The 24,347-nt window shown below is 41.9% G+C and carries 22 protein-coding genes; 9 read left to right on the plus strand and 13 right to left on the minus strand.

From position 1 onward, the window contains the following. Nucleotides 1-18: 18 nt before the first annotated feature. Complete coding sequence (locus tag AC3WTB_RS17505; RefSeq protein WP_039177128.1) at nt 19-1,743, minus strand: methyl-accepting chemotaxis protein; 1,725 nt, start codon at nt 1,741-1,743, stop codon at nt 19-21. A gap of 31 nt (nt 1,744-1,774) precedes the next feature. Continuing rightward, the gene (locus AC3WTB_RS17510; RefSeq protein WP_335373563.1) at nt 1,775-3,433 is read right to left on the minus strand and encodes a pyridoxal phosphate-dependent decarboxylase family protein; all 1,659 of its coding nucleotides are present in this window, start codon (nt 3,431-3,433) and stop codon (nt 1,775-1,777) included. A 579-nt stretch (nt 3,434-4,012) separates the two neighbouring features. Here AC3WTB_RS17510 and ltaS point away from each other — a divergent pair. Both ltaS and AC3WTB_RS17520 read left to right on the plus strand, forming a co-directional pair. After that, nucleotides 4,013-5,998, plus strand: coding sequence for a lipoteichoic acid synthase (gene ltaS / locus AC3WTB_RS17515; RefSeq protein ID WP_492334027.1), 1,986 nt, complete (start codon nt 4,013-4,015; stop codon nt 5,996-5,998). A gap of 98 nt (nt 5,999-6,096) precedes the next feature. Continuing rightward, a complete protein-coding gene (locus AC3WTB_RS17520; protein WP_492334028.1) occupies nt 6,097-6,684 on the plus strand; it encodes a YjgB family protein in 588 nt (195 codons plus the stop codon). Nucleotides 6,685-6,727: 43 nt separating this feature from the next. Here AC3WTB_RS17520 and AC3WTB_RS17525 read toward each other — a convergent pair whose 3' ends face one another. Continuing rightward, nucleotides 6,728-7,231, minus strand: coding sequence for a DoxX family protein (locus tag AC3WTB_RS17525; protein ID WP_024426621.1), 504 nt, complete (start codon nt 7,229-7,231; stop codon nt 6,728-6,730). A gap of 479 nt (nt 7,232-7,710) precedes the next feature. Between AC3WTB_RS17525 and AC3WTB_RS17530 the strand changes: the two genes are divergently transcribed. Both AC3WTB_RS17530 and AC3WTB_RS17535 read left to right on the plus strand, forming a co-directional pair. Beyond that, entirely contained in the window at nt 7,711-9,072 is a 1,362-nt protein-coding gene (locus AC3WTB_RS17530) for a DJ-1/PfpI family protein (RefSeq protein ID WP_492334029.1), read from the plus strand. 440 nt (nt 9,073-9,512) lie between these two features. Continuing rightward, nucleotides 9,513-10,271, plus strand: coding sequence for a DUF817 domain-containing protein (locus AC3WTB_RS17535; protein ID WP_151284130.1), 759 nt, complete (start codon nt 9,513-9,515; stop codon nt 10,269-10,271). Between the two features lie 18 nt (nt 10,272-10,289). On the opposite strand, the gene nagE is transcribed toward AC3WTB_RS17535, so the two are convergent. Continuing rightward, a complete protein-coding gene (gene nagE, locus AC3WTB_RS17540) occupies nt 10,290-11,657 on the minus strand; it encodes an N-acetylglucosamine-specific PTS transporter subunit IIBC (protein WP_064497717.1) in 1,368 nt (455 codons plus the stop codon). Between the two features lie 189 nt (nt 11,658-11,846). On the opposite strand from nagE, the gene map reads away from it, so the two are divergent. The 3 genes from map (at nt 11,847) to AC3WTB_RS17555 (ending at nt 13,153) form a co-directional block, all read left to right on the plus strand. Next, nucleotides 11,847-12,596 carry a type I methionyl aminopeptidase gene (gene map, locus AC3WTB_RS17545; RefSeq protein ID WP_024424611.1) on the plus strand — a complete coding sequence of 250 codons (750 nt, stop codon included), beginning with the start codon at nt 11,847-11,849 and terminating at the stop codon, nt 12,594-12,596. A 123-nt stretch (nt 12,597-12,719) separates the two neighbouring features. After that, nucleotides 12,720-12,881 (plus strand): hypothetical protein, encoded by a 162-nt coding sequence (locus AC3WTB_RS17550; RefSeq protein WP_087976421.1) that lies wholly within the window; start codon nt 12,720-12,722, stop codon nt 12,879-12,881. A gap of 134 nt (nt 12,882-13,015) precedes the next feature. Beyond that, entirely contained in the window at nt 13,016-13,153 is a 138-nt protein-coding gene (locus AC3WTB_RS17555; protein ID WP_064497716.1) for a YflJ family protein, read from the plus strand. A gap of 42 nt (nt 13,154-13,195) precedes the next feature. Here AC3WTB_RS17555 and AC3WTB_RS17560 read toward each other — a convergent pair whose 3' ends face one another. Beyond that, nucleotides 13,196-13,846, minus strand: coding sequence for an MOSC domain-containing protein (locus tag AC3WTB_RS17560; protein ID WP_268502693.1), 651 nt, complete (start codon nt 13,844-13,846; stop codon nt 13,196-13,198). A gap of 122 nt (nt 13,847-13,968) precedes the next feature. Here AC3WTB_RS17560 and AC3WTB_RS17565 point away from each other — a divergent pair, with 122 nt between their 5' ends. After that, nucleotides 13,969-14,241, plus strand: coding sequence for an acylphosphatase (locus tag AC3WTB_RS17565; RefSeq protein ID WP_492334030.1), 273 nt, complete (start codon nt 13,969-13,971; stop codon nt 14,239-14,241). Between the two features lie 216 nt (nt 14,242-14,457). On the opposite strand, the gene AC3WTB_RS17570 is transcribed toward AC3WTB_RS17565, so the two are convergent. Together AC3WTB_RS17570 and AC3WTB_RS17575 are read right to left on the minus strand one after the other, a co-directional pair. Continuing rightward, complete coding sequence (locus AC3WTB_RS17570) at nt 14,458-15,564, minus strand: nitric oxide synthase oxygenase (RefSeq protein ID WP_492334031.1); 1,107 nt, start codon at nt 15,562-15,564, stop codon at nt 14,458-14,460. A gap of 104 nt (nt 15,565-15,668) precedes the next feature. Then, entirely contained in the window at nt 15,669-16,226 is a 558-nt protein-coding gene (locus tag AC3WTB_RS17575; protein WP_058837494.1) for a PadR family transcriptional regulator, read from the minus strand. Between the two features lie 112 nt (nt 16,227-16,338). Here AC3WTB_RS17575 and padC point away from each other — a divergent pair, with 112 nt between their 5' ends. Further along, the gene (padC, locus tag AC3WTB_RS17580) at nt 16,339-16,824 is read left to right on the plus strand and encodes a phenolic acid decarboxylase (RefSeq protein ID WP_008341777.1); all 486 of its coding nucleotides are present in this window, start codon (nt 16,339-16,341) and stop codon (nt 16,822-16,824) included. Between the two features lie 53 nt (nt 16,825-16,877). Here the strand turns inward: padC and AC3WTB_RS17585 are convergent, their stop codons facing one another. The 6 genes from AC3WTB_RS17585 to AC3WTB_RS17610 all read right to left on the minus strand — a co-directional run. Continuing rightward, nucleotides 16,878-18,509: a M14 family metallopeptidase gene (locus AC3WTB_RS17585; protein ID WP_039177100.1), complete on the minus strand. Its 1,632-nt coding sequence runs from the start codon at nt 18,507-18,509 to the stop codon at nt 16,878-16,880. Nucleotides 18,510-18,685: 176 nt separating this feature from the next. Continuing rightward, nucleotides 18,686-19,984: an Mg(2+)/citrate complex secondary transporter CitM gene (gene citM / locus AC3WTB_RS17590; protein WP_034283666.1), complete on the minus strand. Its 1,299-nt coding sequence runs from the start codon at nt 19,982-19,984 to the stop codon at nt 18,686-18,688. Nucleotides 19,985-20,312: 328 nt separating this feature from the next. Continuing rightward, nucleotides 20,313-21,290 carry a tripartite tricarboxylate transporter substrate-binding protein gene (locus AC3WTB_RS17595; protein ID WP_099663022.1) on the minus strand — a complete coding sequence of 326 codons (978 nt, stop codon included), beginning with the start codon at nt 21,288-21,290 and terminating at the stop codon, nt 20,313-20,315. Between the two features lie 3 nt (nt 21,291-21,293). Then, the gene (locus AC3WTB_RS17600; RefSeq protein WP_025092679.1) at nt 21,294-21,989 is read right to left on the minus strand and encodes a response regulator; all 696 of its coding nucleotides are present in this window, start codon (nt 21,987-21,989) and stop codon (nt 21,294-21,296) included. A gap of 3 nt (nt 21,990-21,992) precedes the next feature. Continuing rightward, complete coding sequence (locus AC3WTB_RS17605; protein WP_492334032.1) at nt 21,993-23,588, minus strand: sensor histidine kinase; 1,596 nt, start codon at nt 23,586-23,588, stop codon at nt 21,993-21,995. A 141-nt stretch (nt 23,589-23,729) separates the two neighbouring features. After that, the coding region (locus AC3WTB_RS17610; protein ID WP_492334033.1) for an exosporium glycoprotein BclB-related protein at nt 23,730-24,347 on the minus strand (618 nt) is incomplete at its 5' end.

A 24,347-nucleotide genomic window follows, 5' to 3' on the forward strand; every position in this document is an offset into this window, starting at 1 on the left:
TATTTTAGCCCTTTCTTGTTATTTCTTGTCGATTTTGAAAGTTGAGACCATTTGTGCTAAGTCGTCTGACATGTCAGAGAGCTGTTCAATCGCACTTGAAATTTGCTGCATGCCAGCACTTTGCTGTTCTGTTGCTGCCGCCACTTCTTGTGAGCTGGCTGCTTGTTCTTCCGATACCACCGAAATTTGTTCAATCGATGTAGAAATCGTTTGATATGCACGTTCTACCTGGTTGATGGATTCAAGCAAGTTGTTCGTTCTTCTTGCAAACTGAGACACGCCGTCGTAAATCACAGCGAAGTTTTGTGACGTGCCTTCCATTTGCTCACGTCCTTCTTCCACTGCTTTACTGCTTTCCTCTACGCTTTCAAGAACACGCTGGCTGTTTTCCTGTGTACCGATAACGAGGTCTGAAACAGTTTTAGCTGCATCTGCTGATTGCTCTGCTAATTTACGTACCTCATCTGCCACAACAGCAAACCCTTTTCCTTCTTCCCCAACACGTGCCGCTTCAATGGAAGCATTCAGTGCAAGAAGATTCGTTTGTGCTGAAATGTCCGTAATAATCGAGATCACACTTTCAATCTCCGTTGAATGGGATTGTAATTCTTCTGCTGCCTGCTTTGAGTTGGTCATCTTGTCATGTAACAAGTTCAGATGATCAAGCACATGGTTCACAAGTTTTTGACCAGATTCTGACTGCTCCTGTACGTCAGATGAAACAGATTTCATTTCATCGACTTCTTTTGTGACGCCTTCGATTTGAGTATCGATCTCTGCAACAGATCTCGTACAATCCGTAATATTTGCGACAGAATCATTGATTCCTTCACTCATATTCGTCATGGCTTCTGACACTTGCTGCGCACTTTGACTTGATTCGTTCGTCACCGTGCGAAGCTGTGAAGACATTTTTGATACTTCACTAGATGAGTGCGAGATCTTCGAAATGAGCTCTTTGATCCGCCCCTGCATCTTTTGGAAGGATGCGGCAAGCTGGCCGATCTCGTCTTTACTCTCAACTTCTACCATTCCAGTTAAATCACCGTCAGCAATTCGGTTCGCTGATTCCATCAATGAACGTGCTGGTTTCGCAATTCTTCTTCCCATGATAAAGGAGAAGAGCAATCCACCGATGAGCACAATAGCCGATGCAACCGTAATGTAGATTGTGAGCTTCTTCGTAGTGGCTGGAACAATTGATGCATCTAGATCAATCCCTAAAATCCCTGTCAGCTCACCGCCTGAATCTTTGATTGGCAAAAAGACTGATTTATGTGTTCCATATGAATCATGGTAAATATCACTTTTGACCATTTTATCTTCAGAAAGAGCTTGCTTCATCTCATCTGAAAATGCATAATCCTGGTCAAAATCATTGTCTTCCCCAGTTAATACGATAATTCTTTCTTTACCGCCTTTATTAGATAACACGTATAAGTTCTCAAGCGTATGATCTTTTTGAAGCTCTGTGAATTTCTTTTTGATATCGACATAAATGGGATCATCCTTCCCGCTAATGCTGAGCACGTTTCCATCGATGTTATCGATTTCTTTTTTGGCGGTATCAATATCTGTTGTTAATCGATAATCAAATTGCTTTAATAACTGGGATGATAAATCCTGGCTGACTAGATAAAATGTTAGAACGAATAATGCAACGGTTGCGAGTAATGTTACGGTAACGACTGACATGATTTTAGAGGATATCGTGTATCCTCCAAATTTCCTTTGTTTCGCCATTTTTTCCTACATCTCCACTCTCAGATTTGATTTAAGCATGTACATTTTCAAATTGTCCACAAACAGATGCAATCACATCTTTTAAATAAGATACGATATGAGGGATATGCTCTGGTAACGTATAAGGTGAGATGACAAAAAACTTACTAACACTTAGATAGAATTCTTGACCTTCTTTTGAGTTAACAAGTAAAAACTTCGTTGTATCGCCAAAGAACATCTCGTCTCTTTTCTCTCCAAGTTTTTCAAACAGCATTTTGTTCAATTCATTGTTTCGCTCAATTTCCATTGAAGTCGCTTCGCCAGAAATCTCTTCTTGAAAACGCGGTGAGCCGTCTAGGTAAATTCTAAATAATGTAGCCATTCCGACGTTGTCATCATTCACGACTTCTGCTTGCGGAATTTCCCTACTAAGTGCTTCTCTGAAGGCAAGGTTTACTTCTAAGAATTGACCGAGCAAGCGCTGGTAGCCTTCAATCCCAAACGTTAACAGCACACTCAGCATGCTGATTGAGCTTCCCATTCTTGAGCACTCAAGTGTATAACCCGTATGGTATTCCCCGTAGCCTCTATGGCCAACATATGGCGTCTCTTGTTCTTCCAGATCCAAACGCTTTAAGTCAGCAGCGTTTTTCACTAAGAATAAACTGGATGTGTAAGGTGTTTGGCCGAGCTTTTGAAAATCAAAGCACATCGAGTCTGCAAGAGAAAGATGCTGGAATTTCGCTTTGATTTCTTTTAGCATACGAAGAACACCGTCTGAGAATTGCAGCGGGTTTTCTGATACATCATACTCATTAAAGAAAGCAAAGAATCCACCCAGCGCCGAATCTGCATGAATATGCGGCACCTTCAGATCATACTTTTCAGCAATCGCTTCTGCTGTTTCACGTACCCCTTTTACATCATCAATTGCAATGGCATCTGTTGTTCCGGTTGTTGCCACAATATAAACGGGAATCCCGCCACCCTGTGCAACACGTTCCATTTGACAACGCAAATCTTCCATATCCATTGAATGATCTTTATTCGTCTTAATTCTGATTAAGTTGTTTGTGCCAAGTCCTGTTGCTTCCATTGACTTAAATAAGCTGTAATGTGCGGCATCAGAACAAAACGCATAAAGATTTTGCGGAACTCCTTTTCGCAGTGACTCCGGCGCTGCTTTGGCAATCGCTAAACGAAGTCCTGAAAAAATCGCTCCTTGACCTCCCCATGTTGTGTATCCCCCGCTCACGTTTGGATCATATCCGATGAGCTTAGACATCATTGAGACCACTCTGACCTCAGCTTCCGCACCTGCTGGCCCGTAAACATCCCATAGGTTGTTTCCGTTTACCAGCATAGCTGTCAGCATGCCTAAAATTCCTGGTGTACTTGCCATTGGCAAAATGTTCGTGAAGAAATACTTGGTGTGGTATGGATGGTTATGTAAAAGCTTCAGTAATTCTTCATTCACAAGTTCCGCTTGCTGGCCGTTCATCGGAATTTGACTTGTTTCAGTGAGCTTTTTGTAAAAGTCCTCCCCACGATTCTTTTCACCTTTAAGGTGTGCACGGTTGGGATCCTTCAGGTCATCGACCCCTGAAATGATCTGCTCCATCAATTTGACGAGTTCTTTACGCTCTCCTGCATTTCCGTCCTCACTCGGAAACCAGTTCTGAACGAGGTTCTCTGCTCGTACAGTCATATACTATCAATCCTTTCAATGGAAGATTTCCTGTCACTGTCTATATCGACCCCAATTCAGAAGTTTATAGTCTCGATATGTTCACTTAAGTATATCTAGATAATTTGTTTACTTATTAAAATAAATGAAACCCTTAAAAAACACATCAAAAGCATTATGTTGATGAAACACAAAAATATATTGATATATCGTATAAGAGGAATTTTTATCCATCTTCTTGTTCCATTCCATTGTTCATTTTTTTTGCTTAACCTGCATAAACATTAATAAACAATGGAAAAACTCTCTAAATGACCATTGTAGAAATTAAATTAATTCTTTAGACTTATGCCTTTTTACCTGTTTTATTGATATAGCAACTGGAAAATTGCTGAATTTTCTGTCAATAATAGGTCGATTTTCATAAAAAGTTTTTCGATGGGCGAATATTTTCATTTTCTCTCCTTTTATTGCTCGGACAGGCTTGCAAAGGCGCCTCACCGGTTATGACTTTTCTATTTGTGCATTTCGTGGTATATTCTAATGGTTCGTTTTCTTTCGTTCCGCCTCTTCCGTGTATCGGAGAAAAGGAGTGTTTATATGAAAACATTTATTCAAAAAAGAGGTCTCGGCTTCTTTCTGATTGCAGCCATCTTACTATGGCTCAAAACGTATTCAGCGTATTTAATCGAATTTAAACTTGGTATATCAAATGTGCTTCAGCATATTTTGCTTTTCGTGAATCCTATTAGCTCCAGCTTGTTCTTTCTTGGCTTTGCTTTATTGTTCAAGAAAAAATGGCAGCCTGCCGCTATCATTGTGATTCACTTTTTCATGTCTTTTTTACTATACGCAAACATCGTGTACTATCGATTCTTCAATGACTTTATCACGCTGCCTACAGTGATGCAGGCAGGAACGAATGGCGGACAATTAGGTGATAGTGCATTTTCACTCATGCGTTGGACTGATGTGTTTTACTTTATTGATACAATCATTTTGATCGTACTTGCAGTCCGCATGAAAAGGCAGCTGCAAACAAGTACAGCCACAACTGTACCTGTACAAAAGTCAAAATCGTTTAGACTCGTCCTTGTGTCCTCTGTTGTGATCTTTGTTTTGAACTTAGTTGCTGCAGAGATCGATCGTCCAGAGCTTTTATCAAGATCGTTCGACCGCAATTATTTAGTTAAATATTTAGGTGCTTATAACTTTACTGTGTTTGATGCCATTCAAAATGTGAAATCAAACAGCCAGCGTGCTCTCGCAAATTCAAATGACGTGACAGATGTAGAGAATTATTTAAAAGCGAACAGCGCTGATCCTAACCCGGCTTATTACGGGAAAGCGAAAGGCATGAACGTGATTACAATTTCTCTTGAATCTCTGCAAAACTTTGTCATTGATTATAAAGTGAATGGAAAAGAAGTAACGCCGTTCCTTAACTCATTGGCACACGACAACAAAACGTTTTACTTTGATAACTTCTTCCATCAAACAGGACAGGGAAAAACGTCTGATGCTGAATTTATGATGGATACTGGATTATTCCCATTATCACAGGGCTCTGTTTTTATTAACAAAGCGCAAAACACATATCAAGCACTTCCTGGTATTTTGAAGAAGGATCAATATACGTCAGCCGAATTCCATGGTAATACGAAAACCTTCTGGAACCGTAATGAAATGTTTAAATCCTTTGGGTATGACAGATTTTACGATTCTGAATACTACGATATGAACGAGCAGGATACGAAGAACTACGGACTGAAAGACAAACCGTTCTTCAAAGAATCGATGCCAATGCTTAAAAACATGAAGCAGCCGTTTTATTCGAAATTCATTACCTTATCGAACCATTTCCCATTTGGAATGGACGAAGGTGACACTGATTTCGAACCTGGTGACTTCGGTGACTCTGTTGTCGATAACTACTTCCAATCGGCTCATTATTTAGATGAAGCGATTGAACAGTTCTTCAACGATTTGAAAAAGTCAGGTCTCTATGACAACACAGTCGTCATTATGTACGGAGATCATTACGGTATTTCTGAAAACCATAATGAAGCGATGGAAAAAGTGACTGGACAAAAAATTGGAGATTATGAAAATGCACAGCTCATGCGTGTGCCGCTCTTTATCCATGTACCTGGCGTAAAAGGCGGACAGATTCATAAATACTCTGGTGAAGTCGATGTCGCACCAACCCTTCTGCACCTGCTTGGCGATGATACGAAGAACTATTTAATGTCTGGTTCTGATATCTTATCGAAGAACTTTAAAGAGCTTGTGCCATTTAGAAACGGTGACTTCGTGTCTAAAGACTACACAAAAGTAGGCAATAACTATTACAGCAACAAAACAGGCGAGAAAATCGAGCCAACTGACAAGGCATCACAAGAAAATGAAACGGTGAAAAAGATGCTGGAGACATCTGATAAGATTGTCACCGAAGATTTACTCCGTTTCTACAAACCTAAAGGCTTTACACCGATTGACCGCAACGACTATGACTATACAAAGAAAGTACAGGATGAAAAGGATTCCTCTTCCGCCAAAGATGAATCCAGCTCTTCTTCAAAATAACTTTCTCATGCTAAGAACCAGCCGATCCTTGATCAGCTGGTTCTTTTTACGTTTGATCATGATTGCACCGGGTATAGGAGAAGAAGGAGGGATTTATCATGAAGAAAACAGCAGCTTTTGTCGTGACTGCCTCACTTGCTTCGTCTGCCCTATTCGGTTTCAGCCCTGCTGTCTCAGCACACGCCATGGCCAAACCAGCAGCAGAACAATCCGTTCCTAAAGGTCCAAAAGCCGCGCTTACCAGCATTTATGAGCTGGCACATAAAGGACAAATGCCTTACTATGCAAAAGGGCTCAAAATAGGCGTTCAAACAAAAAAAGACGTTCATCATAAGCTTGGAAATCCATACCCAGAAACAGGTCAAAGCAGCTTTGATCTCTATCACGCTGAAATGGGGAATCCTGGATTTGCTTTTCACTATGATGCAAAAGGCAAGATTGATGAAATCCGTTATTTCGGAACGAATGTAGAAAAAGAAACAAATATTGGTGGAATGACCCCTGCTCTACTAAAGAAACAGCTCGGATCAGCGGATTCAGTGAGCACCATCCCGCAAACAAAAGAGAAAAAATATGTGTATCGAACCGGTGATTATGAGCTCGAATTTATCGTTGGACATGATCCTGATATTAGCCAGCATGAACTCACCGTGCTGCATATCAACTTGATAAAAGCCAATTCTTAAATTAAAAAGCATCCTGAGCACATGCTCTGGATGCTTTTCTTTATTATGATGCCACTTCTAATTGCGGCTTTCTTTTCAGTTTTCGTTTGAGGACTGGACCTGCTACATAATCAAGACCAAGTTTTCCGGCATTTCCTTTCGCTGCCATGATGAAGACTGCGATCAGAAGAAGCAGCGGGTTCACAGAGACGGTTCCAGCTAGTAAGAAAGAGACATTCATCACGCTTCCAAAAAAGGCTGCCGTTGTTGTGAATAATCCGACAATTAATCCTAGGCCTACTAAGATTTCACCCCACATGACCATGGCACTAAATAATCCGGCATTCGGCAAAGCGACATTTTCTAAAAACCATACATAGAATGGATACACAAGATGACCATCTTTGACGACAGGTTCAGATATCGCAAATTGCAAATAGCCTGATGCATCAAATCCACCTGTTAGTTTTCCAATACCAGATGTCAGCCAAGTCCATCCGATATAAAGTCTTGCTGCCAAAAGGATAACGGCTGCCCATACATTCGTTTGTAAGAATTTTGTAAACATGATGATGCCTCCTTTTAAATTATGTGAAATATTTCACATTTTCTTTATGATCTTATTATACTATGCTATTTCTTATTTGTGATCTTTTTCACATATATATTCACAAATTGTTCATGAATATCTAATTTATGCAAATCTCAAAAGTGTGTGCAGCTTGTAGAAATAAACTTTTGGAGTGTGACGCGTTTCATGGTTTTCAAACAACTCAACTGCTGTGTCAAAGTACGATAGGGATGAGGAATTGCTTAGTAGTGATGTGTACCTTTAAAGAACCAGAAGTAATACTCTAACAACCTGTCCGGTCAGTTAATATTTTAAAATAAGCTTTCGTCTGCTGTTCGAGAAAAAGGTCCTTTACTAAGACCTTAGTCAGAGAAAATATAAGCCTCGAGCGGGTTTAATCAATTTCCTCCTCCCTTTATTATCAAAGTAAGTAACACGTCACAATTAACTAGAGAACATTAAGGGAGAGAAGACAATTGAATAAATTATGGCGTTTCATCGTGTATGTATGCGTTTTCGTTCTGGTTGTTGGAGGAACCGGAGCGATCGGTTTCATGAGCACGATGCAGGAGGCTATGTCGGTTTATGATAAGCCAGTTCCTGCTTCTCTACAAAGCATCCAAACTCCTACCTATGATTCGAAAAAGCCAACAGTGGTCGTTATTTTGGCGAATGAAGTAACCGAGGTGTTTGATTTTCTCGTACCATACGAAATGTTCTCCATGACGGGTTCGTACAATGTATTTGCGGCAGCTCCCAACAAAAACATAAAATCGTTGACGGGCGGGCTTGATGTCGTACCGCATTACTCTTTCGACGAGTTGGACAAATTGACAGGCAAAAGCCCGGATATAATTGTGATCCCTTTCATGCCGATTTTGGATGAAGCGCAATACAAGCCCGTCCGCGATTGGATAAGGAAGCACTCCGGCAAGGAAACGATATTGTTGTCCATCTGCAATGGGGCGGAAAATTTAGCGGATACCGGCCTGCTGAACAGGAAATCTGCAGCAACACATTGGGGAGATATCAGCAGATTGGAAAAGAAATATACCGAGATTACTTGGAAAAGGGATCAGCGTTACGTGCATGACGGTAACATAGTCTCCTCCGCCGGCCTGACTTCGGGGATTGATGCCACACTGTATGTTATATCCCAGCAAGTGGGAGATCCTGTAGCGGAGAAAGTGGCGAAGGAAATGAATTACCCTTCCTACGATTTTGTTCAGCATCCGCAAATGGAGCCTTTCACGGCCGGATTGAGCGATATCGTCTATATTTTGAACAATGCGTTTCAATGGAGCAAGGAAAAGAACGGAGTCCTGCTGTATGACGGTGCCGACGAGCTGATGTTATCCTCGGCTTTTGACACGTACGGGGCTTCTGGAACAACAACAACATTGACGATATCCAACAAACGCGAGCCGGTTGTTACTCGGCACGGTCTGAATCTGATCGCCCGATATCAAATAGGGGATGCTCCAAAACTCGACAAAATGATTTTTGTGGGACCGGACGTGAAGACGCGCGCTGCAGACGATATCCGAAACTGGAACGTGAACGGTGGAAAGGCTGAGCAGCTTTTCCTGCAAAGTGATTCGCCAGAGCGGTTCGCGATGGAACCTGCGTTTGAAGATTTGGCGAAGCAAGAAGATATCTTGACGGCGAAATTCGCCGCCAAGCGGCTCGAGTACCGCGCCACAAGCCAGCTTAAGCTTAAAGGAGCACCATTTTCGTACGAAGCGTTCGGCATACCGATCGGTGTCGGCTTGTTGTCTATGTTCGTCGTATATTTGGTAGAAAGACGTTTCTTAAGGAAAAAAACTGTTCCTGCATAAAACAGGAAGCAAAAGAAACATCACAGTTTAGGAAGAAGAAGCACAATCCATTTACAATTAAGAGTAAATGAGATTGATCATGCTTTGAAAGTTGCCATAATGGTTGATTACTATAAATTTAATTAAATTCCTGATAAAAAATGATCAAACTTTTTTATAAAACCAAAACTTAAATATGCTAGAGAAGAATCCATTTTGATCATACTTTTTTCAAAATGGATTCTTCTAATTTATCGTAAAATAAGGGTTTATGAGGTATTTTTGATTAAACTTTATAAAAACACCCTCTATTAAGAGGGTGTTCTTTGAGCTGAGTCAAAACTGAACAGGTCACCACCAGAATTCATCTTATCTTGTTCTTTCTGCTTCATAGAGGTAAACTTTTCCCTTGCGAAAACCGTCTAAGTCATTTCAGACAGTAAAAAGGGGTTTAATTTTGTATGAAAACACTATTTCATTTTGCTTATTTACAGGCCATCTCATGTCTATTCCCCGTCATGATCTTTGCGGCGCTTGCCCTATCAAAGACGGTGTCTATTCCTTTTCTTCACCGGTATGATTTCATTCTACTGCTTTGCCTCGCAGCTCAAATCCTAATGCTTGCGCTGCGGCTGGAGACTTGGACGGAGCTAAAGGTCATTTGTCTATTTCATCTCATAGGAATCTGTTTGGAAGTGTATAAAGTACATATGGGCTCTTGGTCCTACCCAGAAGAAGCTTATACAAAAATATTCGGGGTTCCACTTTATAGCGGCTTTATGTATGCAAGTGTGGCTAGTTATATTTATCAGGCATTTTCACGACTTCATGTAAAAGTGACCGACTGGCCTCATCCATTTCTTTCAATTGGTATCAGTTTGTGCATTTATCTCAATTTCTTTACGCATCACTGGCTTTATGATGTCAGGTGGTGGCTGACATGTCTGCTTGTTGTTGTGTTTTGGAAAACGTCGGTTTCGTTTCAGGTTGGTCCATCTTCCTTTCGAATGCCGCTTGTTGTTTCATTTTTCCTGATTGGCTTTTTCATTTGGATTGCCGAAAATGTCACCACCTTTTTAGGCGCATGGCAATATCCAAATCAGCAGCATGCTTGGTCCATTGTTCATCTAGGGAAAATTAGTTCATGGTTCTTACTCGTCGTGATCAGTATTGTGCTAGTGATCGAACAGCGTAAACAAAAAAACGTTCAGCCCATTTGACCTGGCTGAACGCTTTTTTTAATCTCGATCGACTTCCTTACGGAGATCATCTGCGACAAATTCTACATTCGTTCCAATGATAATTTGTACGGATGTTTTTCCAGAAGTCAGCACCCCTTTGGCGCCTGCTTTTTTCAATGTACCTTCATTTAATAAATTTGTATCCTCTACTGTTAAGCGAAGACGTGTGGCACAATGATCAATCGTGGTGATATTGTCTTTGCCCCCAAGTCCCTCTACGAGCATACTTGCTCCTCCTGTTGTCACCGCATCATCCGCTGCGATATCTTCCATGTCATCATCTTCCCTGCCTGGTGTTTTCAGCTTTAATAGTTTAATGAGGAAATAGAAAACGACAAAGTACACGACGCCATAAATGATTCCTACTGCAAGAAGCAAGATCGGCTTTTGCGCAATGCCGAAGCTTAAGACGTAATCAATCGCACCTGCTGAAAAGGCAAAACCGCTATGAATCCCGAGGGTGTTCACAATAAAAAGCGAAAGCCCTGTTAAAATAGCATGGACACCATATAAAAGTGGAGATAAAAACATGAAAGAAAATTCAATTGGTTCAGTGATCCCTGTAATAAATGATGTAAGTGCCATCCCAATCATCAGACCAGCTGTTGCTTTTCGCTTCTCAGGTTTTGCAGTCACAACCATGGCTAGACATGCCGCTGGCAGACCAAACATCATCACTGGGAAGAATCCTGTCATAAAGACACCCGCGCTTGGATCTCCTTTAAAGAATCGCGCTAAATCCCCTGTTGCCCCGCTGAATTCCCCGAATTGAAACCAAAATAAGTTATTCAAAACATGGTGAAGTCCTAATGGAATGAGCAATCGGTTAAAGAAACCAAACAGCCCTGCACCTGTTGCACCGAGACTTAAAATCCATTCCCCTAAATCATTGATCACACTTTGAATCGGAGGCCATACATATCCGAAAACGGCTGCTAATAGAATGGTGAAAAGTGCCGTCATAATAGGCACAAGCCGCCTTCCGCTAAAGAAACCTAAGTATTCCGGCAGTTTCGTATCCTTAAATTTATTGTAAACATAACCTGCCAAAAGCCCGCACAAAATACCGCCCAATACCCCCATATTGTTGGTGGAGTTGATCGATGTTGTACCGGCTGACAAAATAAAATAAGAAATCGCACCTGATAATGCCGCTGCCCCATTCCCATCCTTTGAAATACCAATCGCTACACCCATTGCAAAAATTAAAGCCAAGTTCGCAAAAATTGCATTCCCTGCCTCATAAATAAACGGGATATTGAATACATCCTCACGCCCAATGGCCAAAATAATCCCTGCTGCTGGAAGTACAGCGATTGGAAGCATAAATGATTTTCCTAGCTTTTGAAAAAACTGAAACACCATCTGACTTCTCCCCCCTTTGTCATCATCATGACTAAAACGTTCATGATGTTCATAAAAAATATATCATATGCACGTCTAGTTATCTATACCAATTTGTCCACATCCATTTGAATTCCGCTCTTTACTCTTTTTGCGTAAAATGTGGTAAGCTATTGAATAGAATGAAGTTATAGAAAGCGGGAATGAACAGTGATTGTCAAACATGATCATGAGTTAGAAGCCTTAAAAAAAGTCGGCCGAATTGTCGCTTTGGCAAGAGAAGAAATGAAAAGCCAAGCGAAACCAGGCATGTCTACAAAAGAATTAGATTTGATTGGGAAAAAAATATTAGAAGAGCATGGGGCCAATTCAGCACCTGAAAAGGAATATGACTTCCCTGGTACCACTTGTATCAGTGTAAACGATGAAGTGGCACACGGTATCCCTAGTGAAAAAACCATTTTACAAGAGGGTGACCTCGTAAACATTGATATCTCAGCAGAGCTTGACGGATATTATTCCGATACAGGCATTTCATTTGTTTTAGGTACAGGTGATGCTCGTCTTGAAGCATTATGTAAGTGTGCGGAGGATGCGTTCCTAGAAGGATTAAAACATGCAAAAGCCGGTAAAAGACAAAACCAAATTGGCCGTGCGGTCTACAATACAGCGAAAGAACAAGGATTTACCGTTATTAAAAACCTGACAGGACACGGCATTGGGAAGAACCTGCATGAAGCACCTAACCATATTTTGAACTACTATGATCCATTCGATAATGCTTTGTTTAAAAATGGCACAGTTATTGCCTTCGAGCCCTTCATTTCAACAAATGCTGAATCGATTTATCAGGCTGATGATGGCTGGACATTTAAAACACCAGATAAAAGTCTAGTCGCACAGATTGAACATACCATTGTGATCACTAAAGACGAACCGATTATTTTAACAAAGCTGTAAGCCAGCGGGTCCCTTCCTTTACTGGAGGGGATTTTTTCATGCCCGTTTCACGAATCTGTCACGACTAAACAAAAATGCCTGTGGTAAAATAGGCAAAGATATGCGAAAGGGGTCTTATTTGATATGTGGTTCATCATCATAGGTGTTATCTTTTTCATCGAAAGTATTATTTTAACGGTTGTAGGGATTAAGAAAAAACAATCCATGATGACCTATCTTGGTGTTATCATCATGATTATGACGGTCGGCATGATCCTCGTTACCCTCAACCCGCCAAATTCATAAATCAATATTTCCAGCATATACATGGATCATAGGCAGATAGAATCAGTTTTCATTTCTTGACACCTGCACACTTTTCACGTCCTTTTTTGAGATGTTACAATGCAGGCAGTTTCAATTGAAAGGAGTTTTCTATCATGCATTATGGTAGCAAAGGCTGGTATGTCGAAGAATTAAAGAAGCTTGGTGTGACTAAGCATGAAGGAAGAAAGCTTCAAAGCTTAAAAACATATTTCCTTGCAAATCTTCTTGAGCAAAAGAAACGCAGCTCATAAACGCTGAAAAGCCGTACATCTTAAGCTGATGTACGGCTTTTTTTAAATGTGCTGAATTCGTTTTTCTAAAGACTTCCTCACCACATCTGCTAAAGCTTCTACTTCAAGAACGGCTTTCAGTCTCTCTGGACTTGTTTGACGATATTTGACTTCATTGACCTCATGGACCGTAATGTGATGGGACGCTTTTTCTACGAGTACAAGCGATGCATCAGGCGGCACCATGCCTTCTTTCAGTACACGTGAATAAAAGCCTGTATACCCTGTTTTTTGCACTTCCTTTACGAGCTTCATGTTGCCATGCTTAACAGATAATTTCACACAAGGCTGTCTTGGCTGGCTCACCTCAACAAATGCATCTCCAAGCTGAAACACATCGCCAATATGCACATTCGTCTCGACTAGCTTGCGTACTGTTACATTCTCGCCAAAGGCAGCTTCCTGTAAAGGAATCCCTAAAAATTGCTCAAAGTAAGCATAATGATCGTACGGAAAGACGCAGACGGCTTTATCATAACCCCCATGATGAATCAAATCACCTTGGCCATCTCCCTCAAAATTGATCTGACTTAAATACACAGGCTCATGAATGCGCTTTTTGTTGATGGCTGTTTTGATTTCTTTTCCGTTCGCATAGGTAATGATAGGTTGTCCCACCTGGATTCCTTCTATGGCATATCTCTTCTGTCCCACGATGGCCATCTCCTTTGGTTGTCTACTGGCTTTTATTTTACATCGTTTGACAAACAAATCAAAGTCGAGGCGTGAAGATCAGATGCAGGCTATGGTACGATGTGAAAAAAGGAGAGATGACCATGGTTCATTATCACGCCATTGTAAAAGGACGTGTGCAAGGAGTCGGCTTTCGTTATTTTGTTCAGGGAGAAGCCGTCAATCGTGGAATGAAAGGCTGGGTACGCAACACTGATGAAGGTCATGTCGAGTTAAAGGTAGAAGGTGAGCAGCAGAAAGTGATTGATTTCTTAGAAACTGTCCGGAAAGGAAGTCCTTTTTCAAAAGTCACCGACATGCACATGGAACCGCTCACGGAGCTGGCTCATTATCGAGATTTTCGAATACGGTCATAAAAAAAGCCTAGCTCTCGCTAGGCTTTCAGATTGTTGACAAAGGGCTAAAATGATCTTTATTTTAGCCCTTTGTCTTCCTTTCAGCATGATAGAAAACCTTTGCAGTCTAGGAAGGGCGAGTACCGGAGCGGAGCGAATTTGACATTCGTGAGCACCGGAGCGCAGACCTGACACCGAATGCGAGGGTTTGTCTACACGCTGAAAACCTAGCTCTCGCTAGGCTTTTTCTGTCCCGTGATAGGGCTTGTCTTGATAAAAATAGTTTGGTTTCACAATGGTATTGTCGTAATGCTTGTGGAATATGTGGGTAGCAGCTGGTGATACTGGCGGAATCAGCCATGTCCAGTCCCCAGTCAGCTTGCGGTCAGCCTTCTCTTCCTGCTTTTCAAACTGCTTGAATTGATGTGCTGCTGTATGGTGATCGACAATGGTTACCCCTGCTTCGCGATAAGAATGGAGAACCGCCACATTCAATTCGACAATGGCTTTATCCTTCCAAAGGGACGAATTCTTGGTCGTGTCCAGTCCTAAAAGAGAAGCAACTTTTTTTAGCATATTATAACGGTTTTCATCCGCTAGGTTGCGTGCGCCAATTTCTGTGCCCATATACCAGCCGTTGAACGGTGCAGCATTGTAATGAATACCGCCAATCTCTAATTTCATATCAGCAATAATCGGAACCGCATACCATTTTAGTCCCAAATCACGGAATCCATCATATTCAGGATGGGTGATCTCTACCTCTTGAACGATTTCTTTCGGAAGCTCATACAGAACAGGTGGCTGATCTTTTAGCTGAAACATGAGAGGCAAAATATCAAAATGTGTGCCCTCTCCTTTCCAGCCATGGGCTTCACATAATTTTGTTAATTCAAGAGACGCCTCGTCGCCGATGATGCCATATTCCGTCTCATAGCCTGCATAACGAACGAGCTGATGATTATAAATGACGACTTCCTTCTGCTTGTGACTCTCTGGGGGAAAGATCGTAATAGACGGTTTGATTTTCCCGCCATTTGTCGCATACTCAATATGATGAAAGAGCGCCTCTTTCACCTCATCCTCAGTCTTTACATGCCGGCAGTCATGCACTTGCAGGGTCGACCAAAACAAACGGCCAATGCAGCGGTTACTGTTGCGCCATGCCATTTTCGCCCCGTGAGCTAATTCCTCTAGTGTATGCGTATAACTACCTTCAGACTCAATTTCTTTTTTTATTTCATGCAGACGTGCTGCTTTCTCTTCATTTGATTTGTTTAATTCTTCATAGCATACAGAAATAAAAGCTTCTGCTTCATTCCACAACGCTTCTTGATTACTCAAACATACTCGCCTCACTTTAATACGAATATATCCATTGTAGCGGTTTCTATTGATAAATTCACTCGTTTCAAACCATTTTTTATCAAATCATCCGACCATTGTCCTTAGACCATAGATGAATCAATACGTATAAGGGTCTTTTGGAGCCAGCGGACATAGCCTTTTTCTCTTTCGATTGCCCTTGTCAGCACTAAGTAATGCCCAAATTGCGCTGAATGCAGTGATTCAGCAGAAGGGTCTTCCTCTGTCAAAGCGTGCAGCTTTTGTTCCAGCACATCTACTTTCTTGGTGCGCTCTAAAAGTTGATATGCAAAGAGGTCAGCCGCTTCTTTTTTGTCCATGGAGGAGATGAAAAATGTTTTGAGCATGAATTCATCCTTTGTTGTTTCCGGAATCGGATCTTTTGTTCTTAACCACTGACGCAATTCTTCTTTTCCTGCCGCTGTGATTTGATAAACCTTCTTCTCCAGCTTTTTTCCTTGTATGTGAATATCAAATTCAATAAACCCTTCCTCTGTAAGACGCTTCAGCTCAGGGTAAATCTGACTGTGCTTCGCACTCCAAAACTGTCCAAGGGAATCCTTAAAATGTTTCGTAATATCGTATCCTGTCAGCTCATGCTGATCCAGCAAGCCAAGAATGGCATATTTTAGTACTCTCATGATGGGCCTCCAACGCTTATTCTTTGACAATAGTATACCATAGACTTTAAAATAAACATGTAAATCACAACATGTTTGAAAAAACATCATTCTAATGAAAGAAGGAATAAACATGGATCAATTCGTTGGACTTCATATGATTTATACGTATGAAAATGGCTGGGAATATGAGATTTACATTAAAAACGATCACACCATTGATTACCGCATTCATAGCGGAATGGTTGGAGGACGCTGGGTCCGTGATCAAGAAGTAAATATTGTGAAGCTGACAAAAGGCGTATACAAAGTCTCTTGGACAGAACCAACTGGGACAGACGTCTCTTTGAACTTTATGCCTGAAGAAAAACGCATGCATGGCGTCATCTTCTTCCCAAAATGGGTGCATGAACGTCCAGACATCACCGTCTGCTATCAAAATGACTACATCGATCTCATGAAAGAATCTCGTGAAAAATACGAAACCTATCCGAAATATGTTGTCCCAGAATTTGCGGACATTACGTATATCCATCATGCAGGTGTGAATGACGAAACCATTATCGCAGAAGCACCATATGAAGGCATGACAGATGAAATAAGAGCTGGACGAAAATAAAAAAGCGGCACGCCTAGTGCCGCTTTTACATTTGATAAAATCTTAGCCCCTTTTTATTGAATGCCTAACGTCTTTTGAGGAAGCACGAAACGATAGACTGGCAGTTCATCACCTGTTTTTGAAGCAATAAACCCTGATGACATATAGCTGTCCTTTGATTCTGGTTCAAGGGCAAGTGACAGCAAATTGGTTTGCGGCTGTGCCGTGACATATACCTTTGTTCCTTTTGGCAGCTGACGTTTCTTGTCAACGAGTTTTGTTTCAAGCTGAATATCTGTTTTGCTCTTTTCCTCTCGTTTTGTCACCTTGTAGGCTTGTACCGGCACCTTCATGCCAACCGGCAAAGTGACACTTTTTAACCCTAATGTTCTGAGTTTCCTTTCTACTCCTTCATGCCCCGGAAGAATGAGGTAAGCTGTCGGCCGTTCTCTCGTTAAGACAGGAACAGCATCGCTCGCACTATGAAAACGTACAGGAACATTGGTGGTCTGTCCTTTCTCAATATCAACCATTTCCAGCTTGTCATCAACAGGTGATTTGAAAGCATCTTGAATGACGACTTGATCGTCATCTTTTGGATGAAGCCCTTTTTTCACAAGCTTCAGCCGCTCCGTCACCATTTGCTGCTTCACCTGCTTGGCATGTTTCACCGTGGTCTCAATGATTTTTTCATGGGTGGCTACTTGCGCAGCGACGCGGCGGGAAAAATCCTCTCTCCCAATCCCAATCCCTCTGCTTTCTACAAGAAATGACAGGGCTGGCGAAAGTGCAAGGGCATTTCGGCCAATTCGCGCATCCGTTCCACCTTCATAAATGTCGATCTTGCCATCCTTTCCTCTTGTGTTTGTATAATACGAATCGTTAGAAAACCCTTTATTCGTCAGCGTTTCACGAACTCCATTAACATATAACTCATTTGATGTCAGCCGGATGCTTTCAGGAATGTTTAGATTCTTCCCTGATAAAATAAGCAAATCATGATATTTGAGAGCGCCTGATGAACCGATATCTTCAAACTGCTTTTGACCCACATCGTATTCATGGGCATCAATGACCACTTCTGGCGCATACCGATTAAATTCTTGATGCAGTGCTGTCAATTCTGGAGATTCTAATGTCATATGATCACGGTTTCCATCTAATCCGTTTGCCAGTCTGCGGTCAAACGCATAAGAACCATCAGGATTGATTCTTGGGACAATGATGATATTGACATGATTAAGTATACGGTCTCCTTCTTCACCTGCTAATCGTTTTGCAATGACGAGAGCAGATTCACCAGAGGCTGGTTCATTTCCGTGTATTTGTGCTTGGAGCCAGATTGTTGGCTTTTTTGAAAGTGGAGTAATCGAGCGATCCTTTGTAAAGTACAGGGCCTGGATGGACCTGCCTTCAATGGATGTTCCAATCTGTTTCTGCGTGGCGTAAGGACTTTTGTGGACAATGTCTCGTAAGAAAGTTTGAAGCTCTTCTTGTGTTGTAAATGTTTCTTCTTTTTTCTGAAAGGCAGGGGTATCAAACGTCTCGTCAGGCTCAGGGTATAGCTTTTTCACTGAAGCCGGCTGTTCATAATTCTTTCCGTAATAAGGGGTTTCTGCATGAGCTGAAGCTGGGCTCACCATCGACAAACTGCCTGCCATGAGGCATACAGCAGCAAAAAGAATCGTGCCTTTTCGTTTGGACATGCTATCCTCTCCCTTCGTTGATTTGCATTATAAAGAAAAAAACAGCAAAAGTGTCAGTATTTTTCAAAAATAAATCTTTTGGAGGAACAGGCATCTCTTTGTCTAGGGCAAATGAATGGAGCCTCCCCAGCAATATGACCTAAAAAAAGTGCCTGCTCACAGCAGACACTTTTTATTTACCAGATGGAAATAGCCCCAATGAGAACTGCCATGACAGTCATAGCGACAACTGCCAGCACAGCCCATTTCATCCCAAATTTCTGATGCTGATCCAGTGATACGCCAACAAGTCCAACAAGTAAATGAGTCGATGGAACAAGTGGACTTAACATATGAATCGGCTGACCAATAATAGAGGCTCTGGCAATCTCAATTTTATCGACACCGTATGCTGCCGCTGTTTCTGATAGGATCGGCAGTACGCCATAAAAGTATGCATCATTCGGCATAAAGAAAGTAAAGATCCCGCTTGTTAATGCGACAATGACTGGAATAAAGCCGCCAAGCTGCTCTGGAATTGCAGATACAATCGAAATCGCCATTTCATCAACCATTTTCGTTCCAGTTAGAATACCTGTAAAAACACCTGCCGCAAAAATCATCGAGGCAATGGCTAAAACGTTTGTGGAGTGAGCCGCAATTCGCTCACGCTGCTGGTCCAAGTTCGGATAGTTCACAATAATTGCCACACAGAAAGCAAGAACAAATAGAACAGTTAAACTGACTTTACCTGATACAAGCAGCAGCACCAATAACAAAGTCAGCGCCAGATTAAACCACCAAAGCTTCGGTCGTTTGATGTCATCTTGCAGTGCCGCTGCCATTTCATTTGCATGAATCGGCTGGTCAAGTTCAATGACACCAAGACGTTTTCTTTCGGCTTTTCCAAGAAAATAAGCAACAATAATCATACTAAGAACCCCTGCACCAATGACTGGAATCATCGGGCCAAATAAAAGTGAAGGATCGACCCCAAGTGCACTCGCCGCTCTAGGTGTGGCTCCTCCCCACGGAATTGTATTCATAATTCCCATGCCAACTCCGGCAATTCCGGCTAAAATAATTGGTCGGATGCCAAGCAGTGTAAATAGTGGAAGCATCGCTGTTGTTGTAATCATATATGTCGTTGTTCCGTCACCATCAAGTGCAACAAGCATCGTCAGGACAGCTGTTCCGACTACGATTTTTAATGGATCGCCTTTAACGATTTTTAAAATTTTCGCCACCATTGGGTCAAATAAACCCGCATCAATCATAATGCCAAAGTACAAAATCGCAAACATGATCATGACCGCTGTCGGTGCTACTTGCTGCACGCCTTTGACAATCATGTCTGAAATTTCAGTAAAATGAAAACCTGCAATAAGAGCAAATGCAATCGGTGTTAACACCAATGCCGTTAAAACAGACATACGTTTCGTCATAATCAAAACCATAAATACTATCATCATAAGAAATCCTAAGATTGCTAACATATTGTTCACCCCTTATGTTGTATACGCTTTCATTAATGTGTTGGTATCCCATTTCCAACCCTTTTTGTCATCATATCTGAGGTGAGAATTGAAGTAAATATTATGAATTTTAATTCTTTTTCGGTCGATAAATGCTTTTTGTTCATTTTGTTCAAATATTGGGCTTTTTCATTCCATGAAAAAACAAAGGGTTTAATTTAGCCCTTTGTCTTCTTGATAGAAGTCTAGGAAAGACGAGTACTGGAGCGGAGCGAATGTGAGATTCGTGAGCACCGGCACACAGGAATGCGGGCGAATGCAAGGGTTTGTCTACACGCTGGGAGCGGTCTCACTCGACCGCTTGTTCTCCTTGTATCAATTGCTCATATTGCCTTAATTGATCTTCCATAAAGATCTTTGCCTCTTTGCTGTTCATATAACGACTTGTCCAGCCCTTTTGCTTTAATCGTTTTTTCCATAACCTCGTTTTCGTCATTTTTTGAAGAAGCTGATCCCATTCACGAATGTCATGCTGACTCATTTGTTTTGGGCCCATCACACCGCGCCAATGGGAAAAGATGAGCGGAATGCCCTGCTCTTTCCATGTCGGCACATCTTCAAATCCATCTAAGCGCTCGCTGGTTGTCGTCGCTACGAGCTTCAGCCTCTTTTTTTCATAATCATGACGAACCTCTGTAATAGTAGTCGTTGCTGCATCTACCTCATGGTCGATGAGCGCCTGAAATAAATCATCTGCACTGTCAAATTTCAGAAATTGAATGCGATATGGATCAATCCCTGCCATTTCTGCTGCCCGGGCAAATGAGATTTGATCATCATTTCCAAAGTCAGGGGCAAACCCAATTTTTAAGGAATCTGGTTTTTTCTTGAGTGCGTGTAACAGCTCCTTCCCATTTGCAAAAGGAGAATCCACTGGGACTGCGACGACCTGCCACTCTTCTGCAAGGATTGCCAGCGGTGTCACATCATTCATCGTCACGTTACTGCTGCCAAGCAAGTTACGGCTTAACAATAAGCTTGAATTTAAACTGATATAGTTGGCTTCTCGCTCCATCATGTAGGTCCATCCTTTATCCACCGTTCCGCCTCTTTGATAAAGAATGTTCACAGGCCGTTTCACCAGCTTCTCTTGTTCAAGCACTGATTTCATCACCTGAGCCGTTTGGTCAAATCCTCCCTCTGGTACACCCGACACCACAATATATAAGGAGCTTTGCTGCAGGAAGGAATCTCCGGCCTTTTTTTCATTAAAGGTGAGCGTGATACAAAGGCAGAGCACGATAACAAAAAATATTGCTTTTTTCATCTTTTATGACTCCGCTTGTTTGGCAGGATAATATTTACGTTCAGGTCTGCCAATGATTCCGTATGCAAGCTCTGCCCGGCATTCCCCTGTTGTCACGAGATACTCTACGTACCGTCTCGCAGTTGTACGTGATGCGCCCATCTTTTCCCCGAGTTCTTCTGCTGTAATTCCGCTGTTCTCTGATGCCATCAATGTTTTCACTTTATCCAAGGTCAGTGAATTGATGCCCGTGGGAAGATCTCTGTCATCCCTTTGTTTTGGCTCTTCCTGCATCTGCCCAAAAAACAGATCGATCATCGTTTGATTGACTTCATCCTTTGAATTGATGATGTCTTTCTTTTCTTTATATTCAGTTAAAACTTGTGCAAACTTTTGTGCGGTCACCGGTTTGATTAAATAATGAACCACTCCGTAATGAAGTGCATCTCTTAAAAGCGTCGTTTCCGTTGCAGCCGTGATAATGATCACATCTACTTCAGGACAGCGTTCTCTTAAAAGCGGCAGCAAGTTGGTGCCGAGTTCATCAGGCATATAGACATCAAGCAAGATGAGATCAACTTGCTCCCTTTGGAGCGCCTCCCACATATCCTTTGCACTCTTTGCCTTTCCGGCGACCTTAAATCCTTCTATCTTTTGTATATAAGATTCATGAATGGCAGCGATTCGAAAATCATCCTCCGCAATGAGTACCTTAATCACCATCTATTCCCCCTTTGTGCCTTTCGGTATGTATACAGTGAAGATGGCACCGCCTTCTTTTTGGTTCGCAACTTCAATCCAGCCCCCAAGCTCGTCCAATACTTCTTTCACATTCGCAAGCCCGTAGCCTCGTCCTTCTCCCTTTGACGAATGGCCTCTTGTGAAAATCTGTGACAGTTCCTCCTCATTCACTCCATCACCTGAATCTGACACTTCTATGATAATATCAAACCCAATATCTGTGATGAATAGGTCTACCTCGCGCTTCTCCTTATTTAATACAGCTTCAAAAGCATTATCTACGAGATTGCCAATGATGGTGATAAAGTGAGATAGACTTAAATGAGCTGGGAGCGGCTCAAGTGAGCTATTTTCATCAATGTGAAATTGGACTTTCTTCTCAGATGCTTTCCCTAGCTTGCCAAGTAAGATCGCTTGTATTTTAGGAGACCGAATTTGCTTCATGAGTAAATCGTGCTGTCGGTTTTGCAGATGATATTCTTCTTTAATTAAGTCGATGGCTTCATCGACTTGATTCAGCTCAAGCAGGCCTAAGATGGCATACAGCTTATTTGAGAATTCATGCGTTTGTGCCCTTAGGTCTTCTGAATATTGGCTGACCTCTGTTAATGTATCCAGCAGCTTCGTCAGTTCTGTTTTCTCCCTGAAGCTCACAATCCCTCCGAATACTCGATTGTCCTGCATTACTTTTTTCACATTTAAAACATAGGTTTTATCATTGACGACTGTTTCGATGTTAGGTTCAATCGTCTCTGCCTTTAAATAGAGAAGAAGTTTGGCATTTGGTAAGACTTGATCAATATGAAGGGGCAGTTCTGATGAGACGAGCAGCATATGTTCAGCTGATGTATTCATCATCGTAATCGCGCCTTTCTGGTCAAACGCAATGATTCCTTCTTTTATAGCGAGCAGCATCGCTTCTCTTTCTCGATACAACGAAGCTATTTCATGCGGCTCAAGCCCTAATGTATCTTTGCGAATACTCTTCATTAAAAAAATCGCACCGAATATGCCAGGCAAGAGCACTAAAAGGGCAATATAGCTAAGCTTCAATAGCTGATGAGCTGTCGCTTGATCGATTTCCTTTTTTAAAAATTCGACGGTGACTGTCCCAATAATTTCTTCATGCCCTTCTGTTTCTTTCATAATGGGCGCACTGCCTCTGACAACGGTTTCACCATTAGAATCATCAGTGGATATAGAAGTTCCTCCAAATAAGAGGGTACTTCTTCCTTCCGATACACTGATGGTTTTTCCTACGTCCTCATGATTCGTATGAACAAGAACCTTTCCTTTTCGATTGGTAATAAAGATGGCATGTGCTCTTACTTGCTCCTTCATTTGCTCAAGCACTGCCTGTTCTTCATTTTTGGAAGCTGACACGGCCACCGATGCTTTAATGGGCGGCATATATGATATCGTTCTAGCGGTCTGCACCGCCAGCTGTTCAGCTTGTCCCTGCCTTTCCGATGTCTGCAGAAAACCAAAACAAATGGTTAATAATGCAATGACAACAAGCAAAAGCCCGATAATTAACCCCAAAATTTTCGTTTGTAAAGTAACTTTCCTTTTGCCCATCCTCACCGCTACAACCCCTAATTCAGTAGATTCACCCGAATAGACTCTAAGAAAATGATATCATTTTTTCTTACTAAGTTAAGAGAAAATTCTTTCAAACAAAAAAGGACGACTCAGAATCGAGTCATCCCTGTATGCCTATTACGTGATCGATAAACCAGCACTCGCATAGCCTGCTACGGTATTCACTAAGGATAGACCTGTAGCTGATGCAGAGAATACAACAAGCAATCGTGTTTCCGGTGTGACTGGTACATTTAGACCAGTCGCAATACCGTTTGAAATAGCACCCAGTGTTAAAACTCCAGTTAAAGCTGGGGCTAATGTGACACTCGCTACTTGTGTAAAGCTGTTATTTGGTGTCGGTGAAGCGAATAGACTAGCCGTTACGGTAACACTCGTGCCAACTAAAGAAAGAGCTGCTGTTGTGCTGAAATAGCCGGCAAATGACGTGATTGTTCCAGCTCTTGGAACTGAGAACGCCATGTTGATTAGTGTACCCGCAGCGCCTGTTAAATCAATGATTCCGCCTACAATACTGACACCTGTCGCTGAGTTACCAAATCCGATCAAACTGGATGTTCCAACAAGTCCGCCTGCAATTGTTGTCAGGACGGCAGGTGTACCTGAAGCAAACGGAATGATCGCACTCGATCCTGTCACACCTGTTGGACCTGTTGCTCCGGTCGCTCCTGTACCCGTGACTCCCGTTGCTCCTGTATCACCCGTAACACCAGTGGCTCCGGTTACTCCCGTTGC

It is taken from the genome of Bacillus sp. EB106-04-04-XG123 (assembly GCF_058791855.1).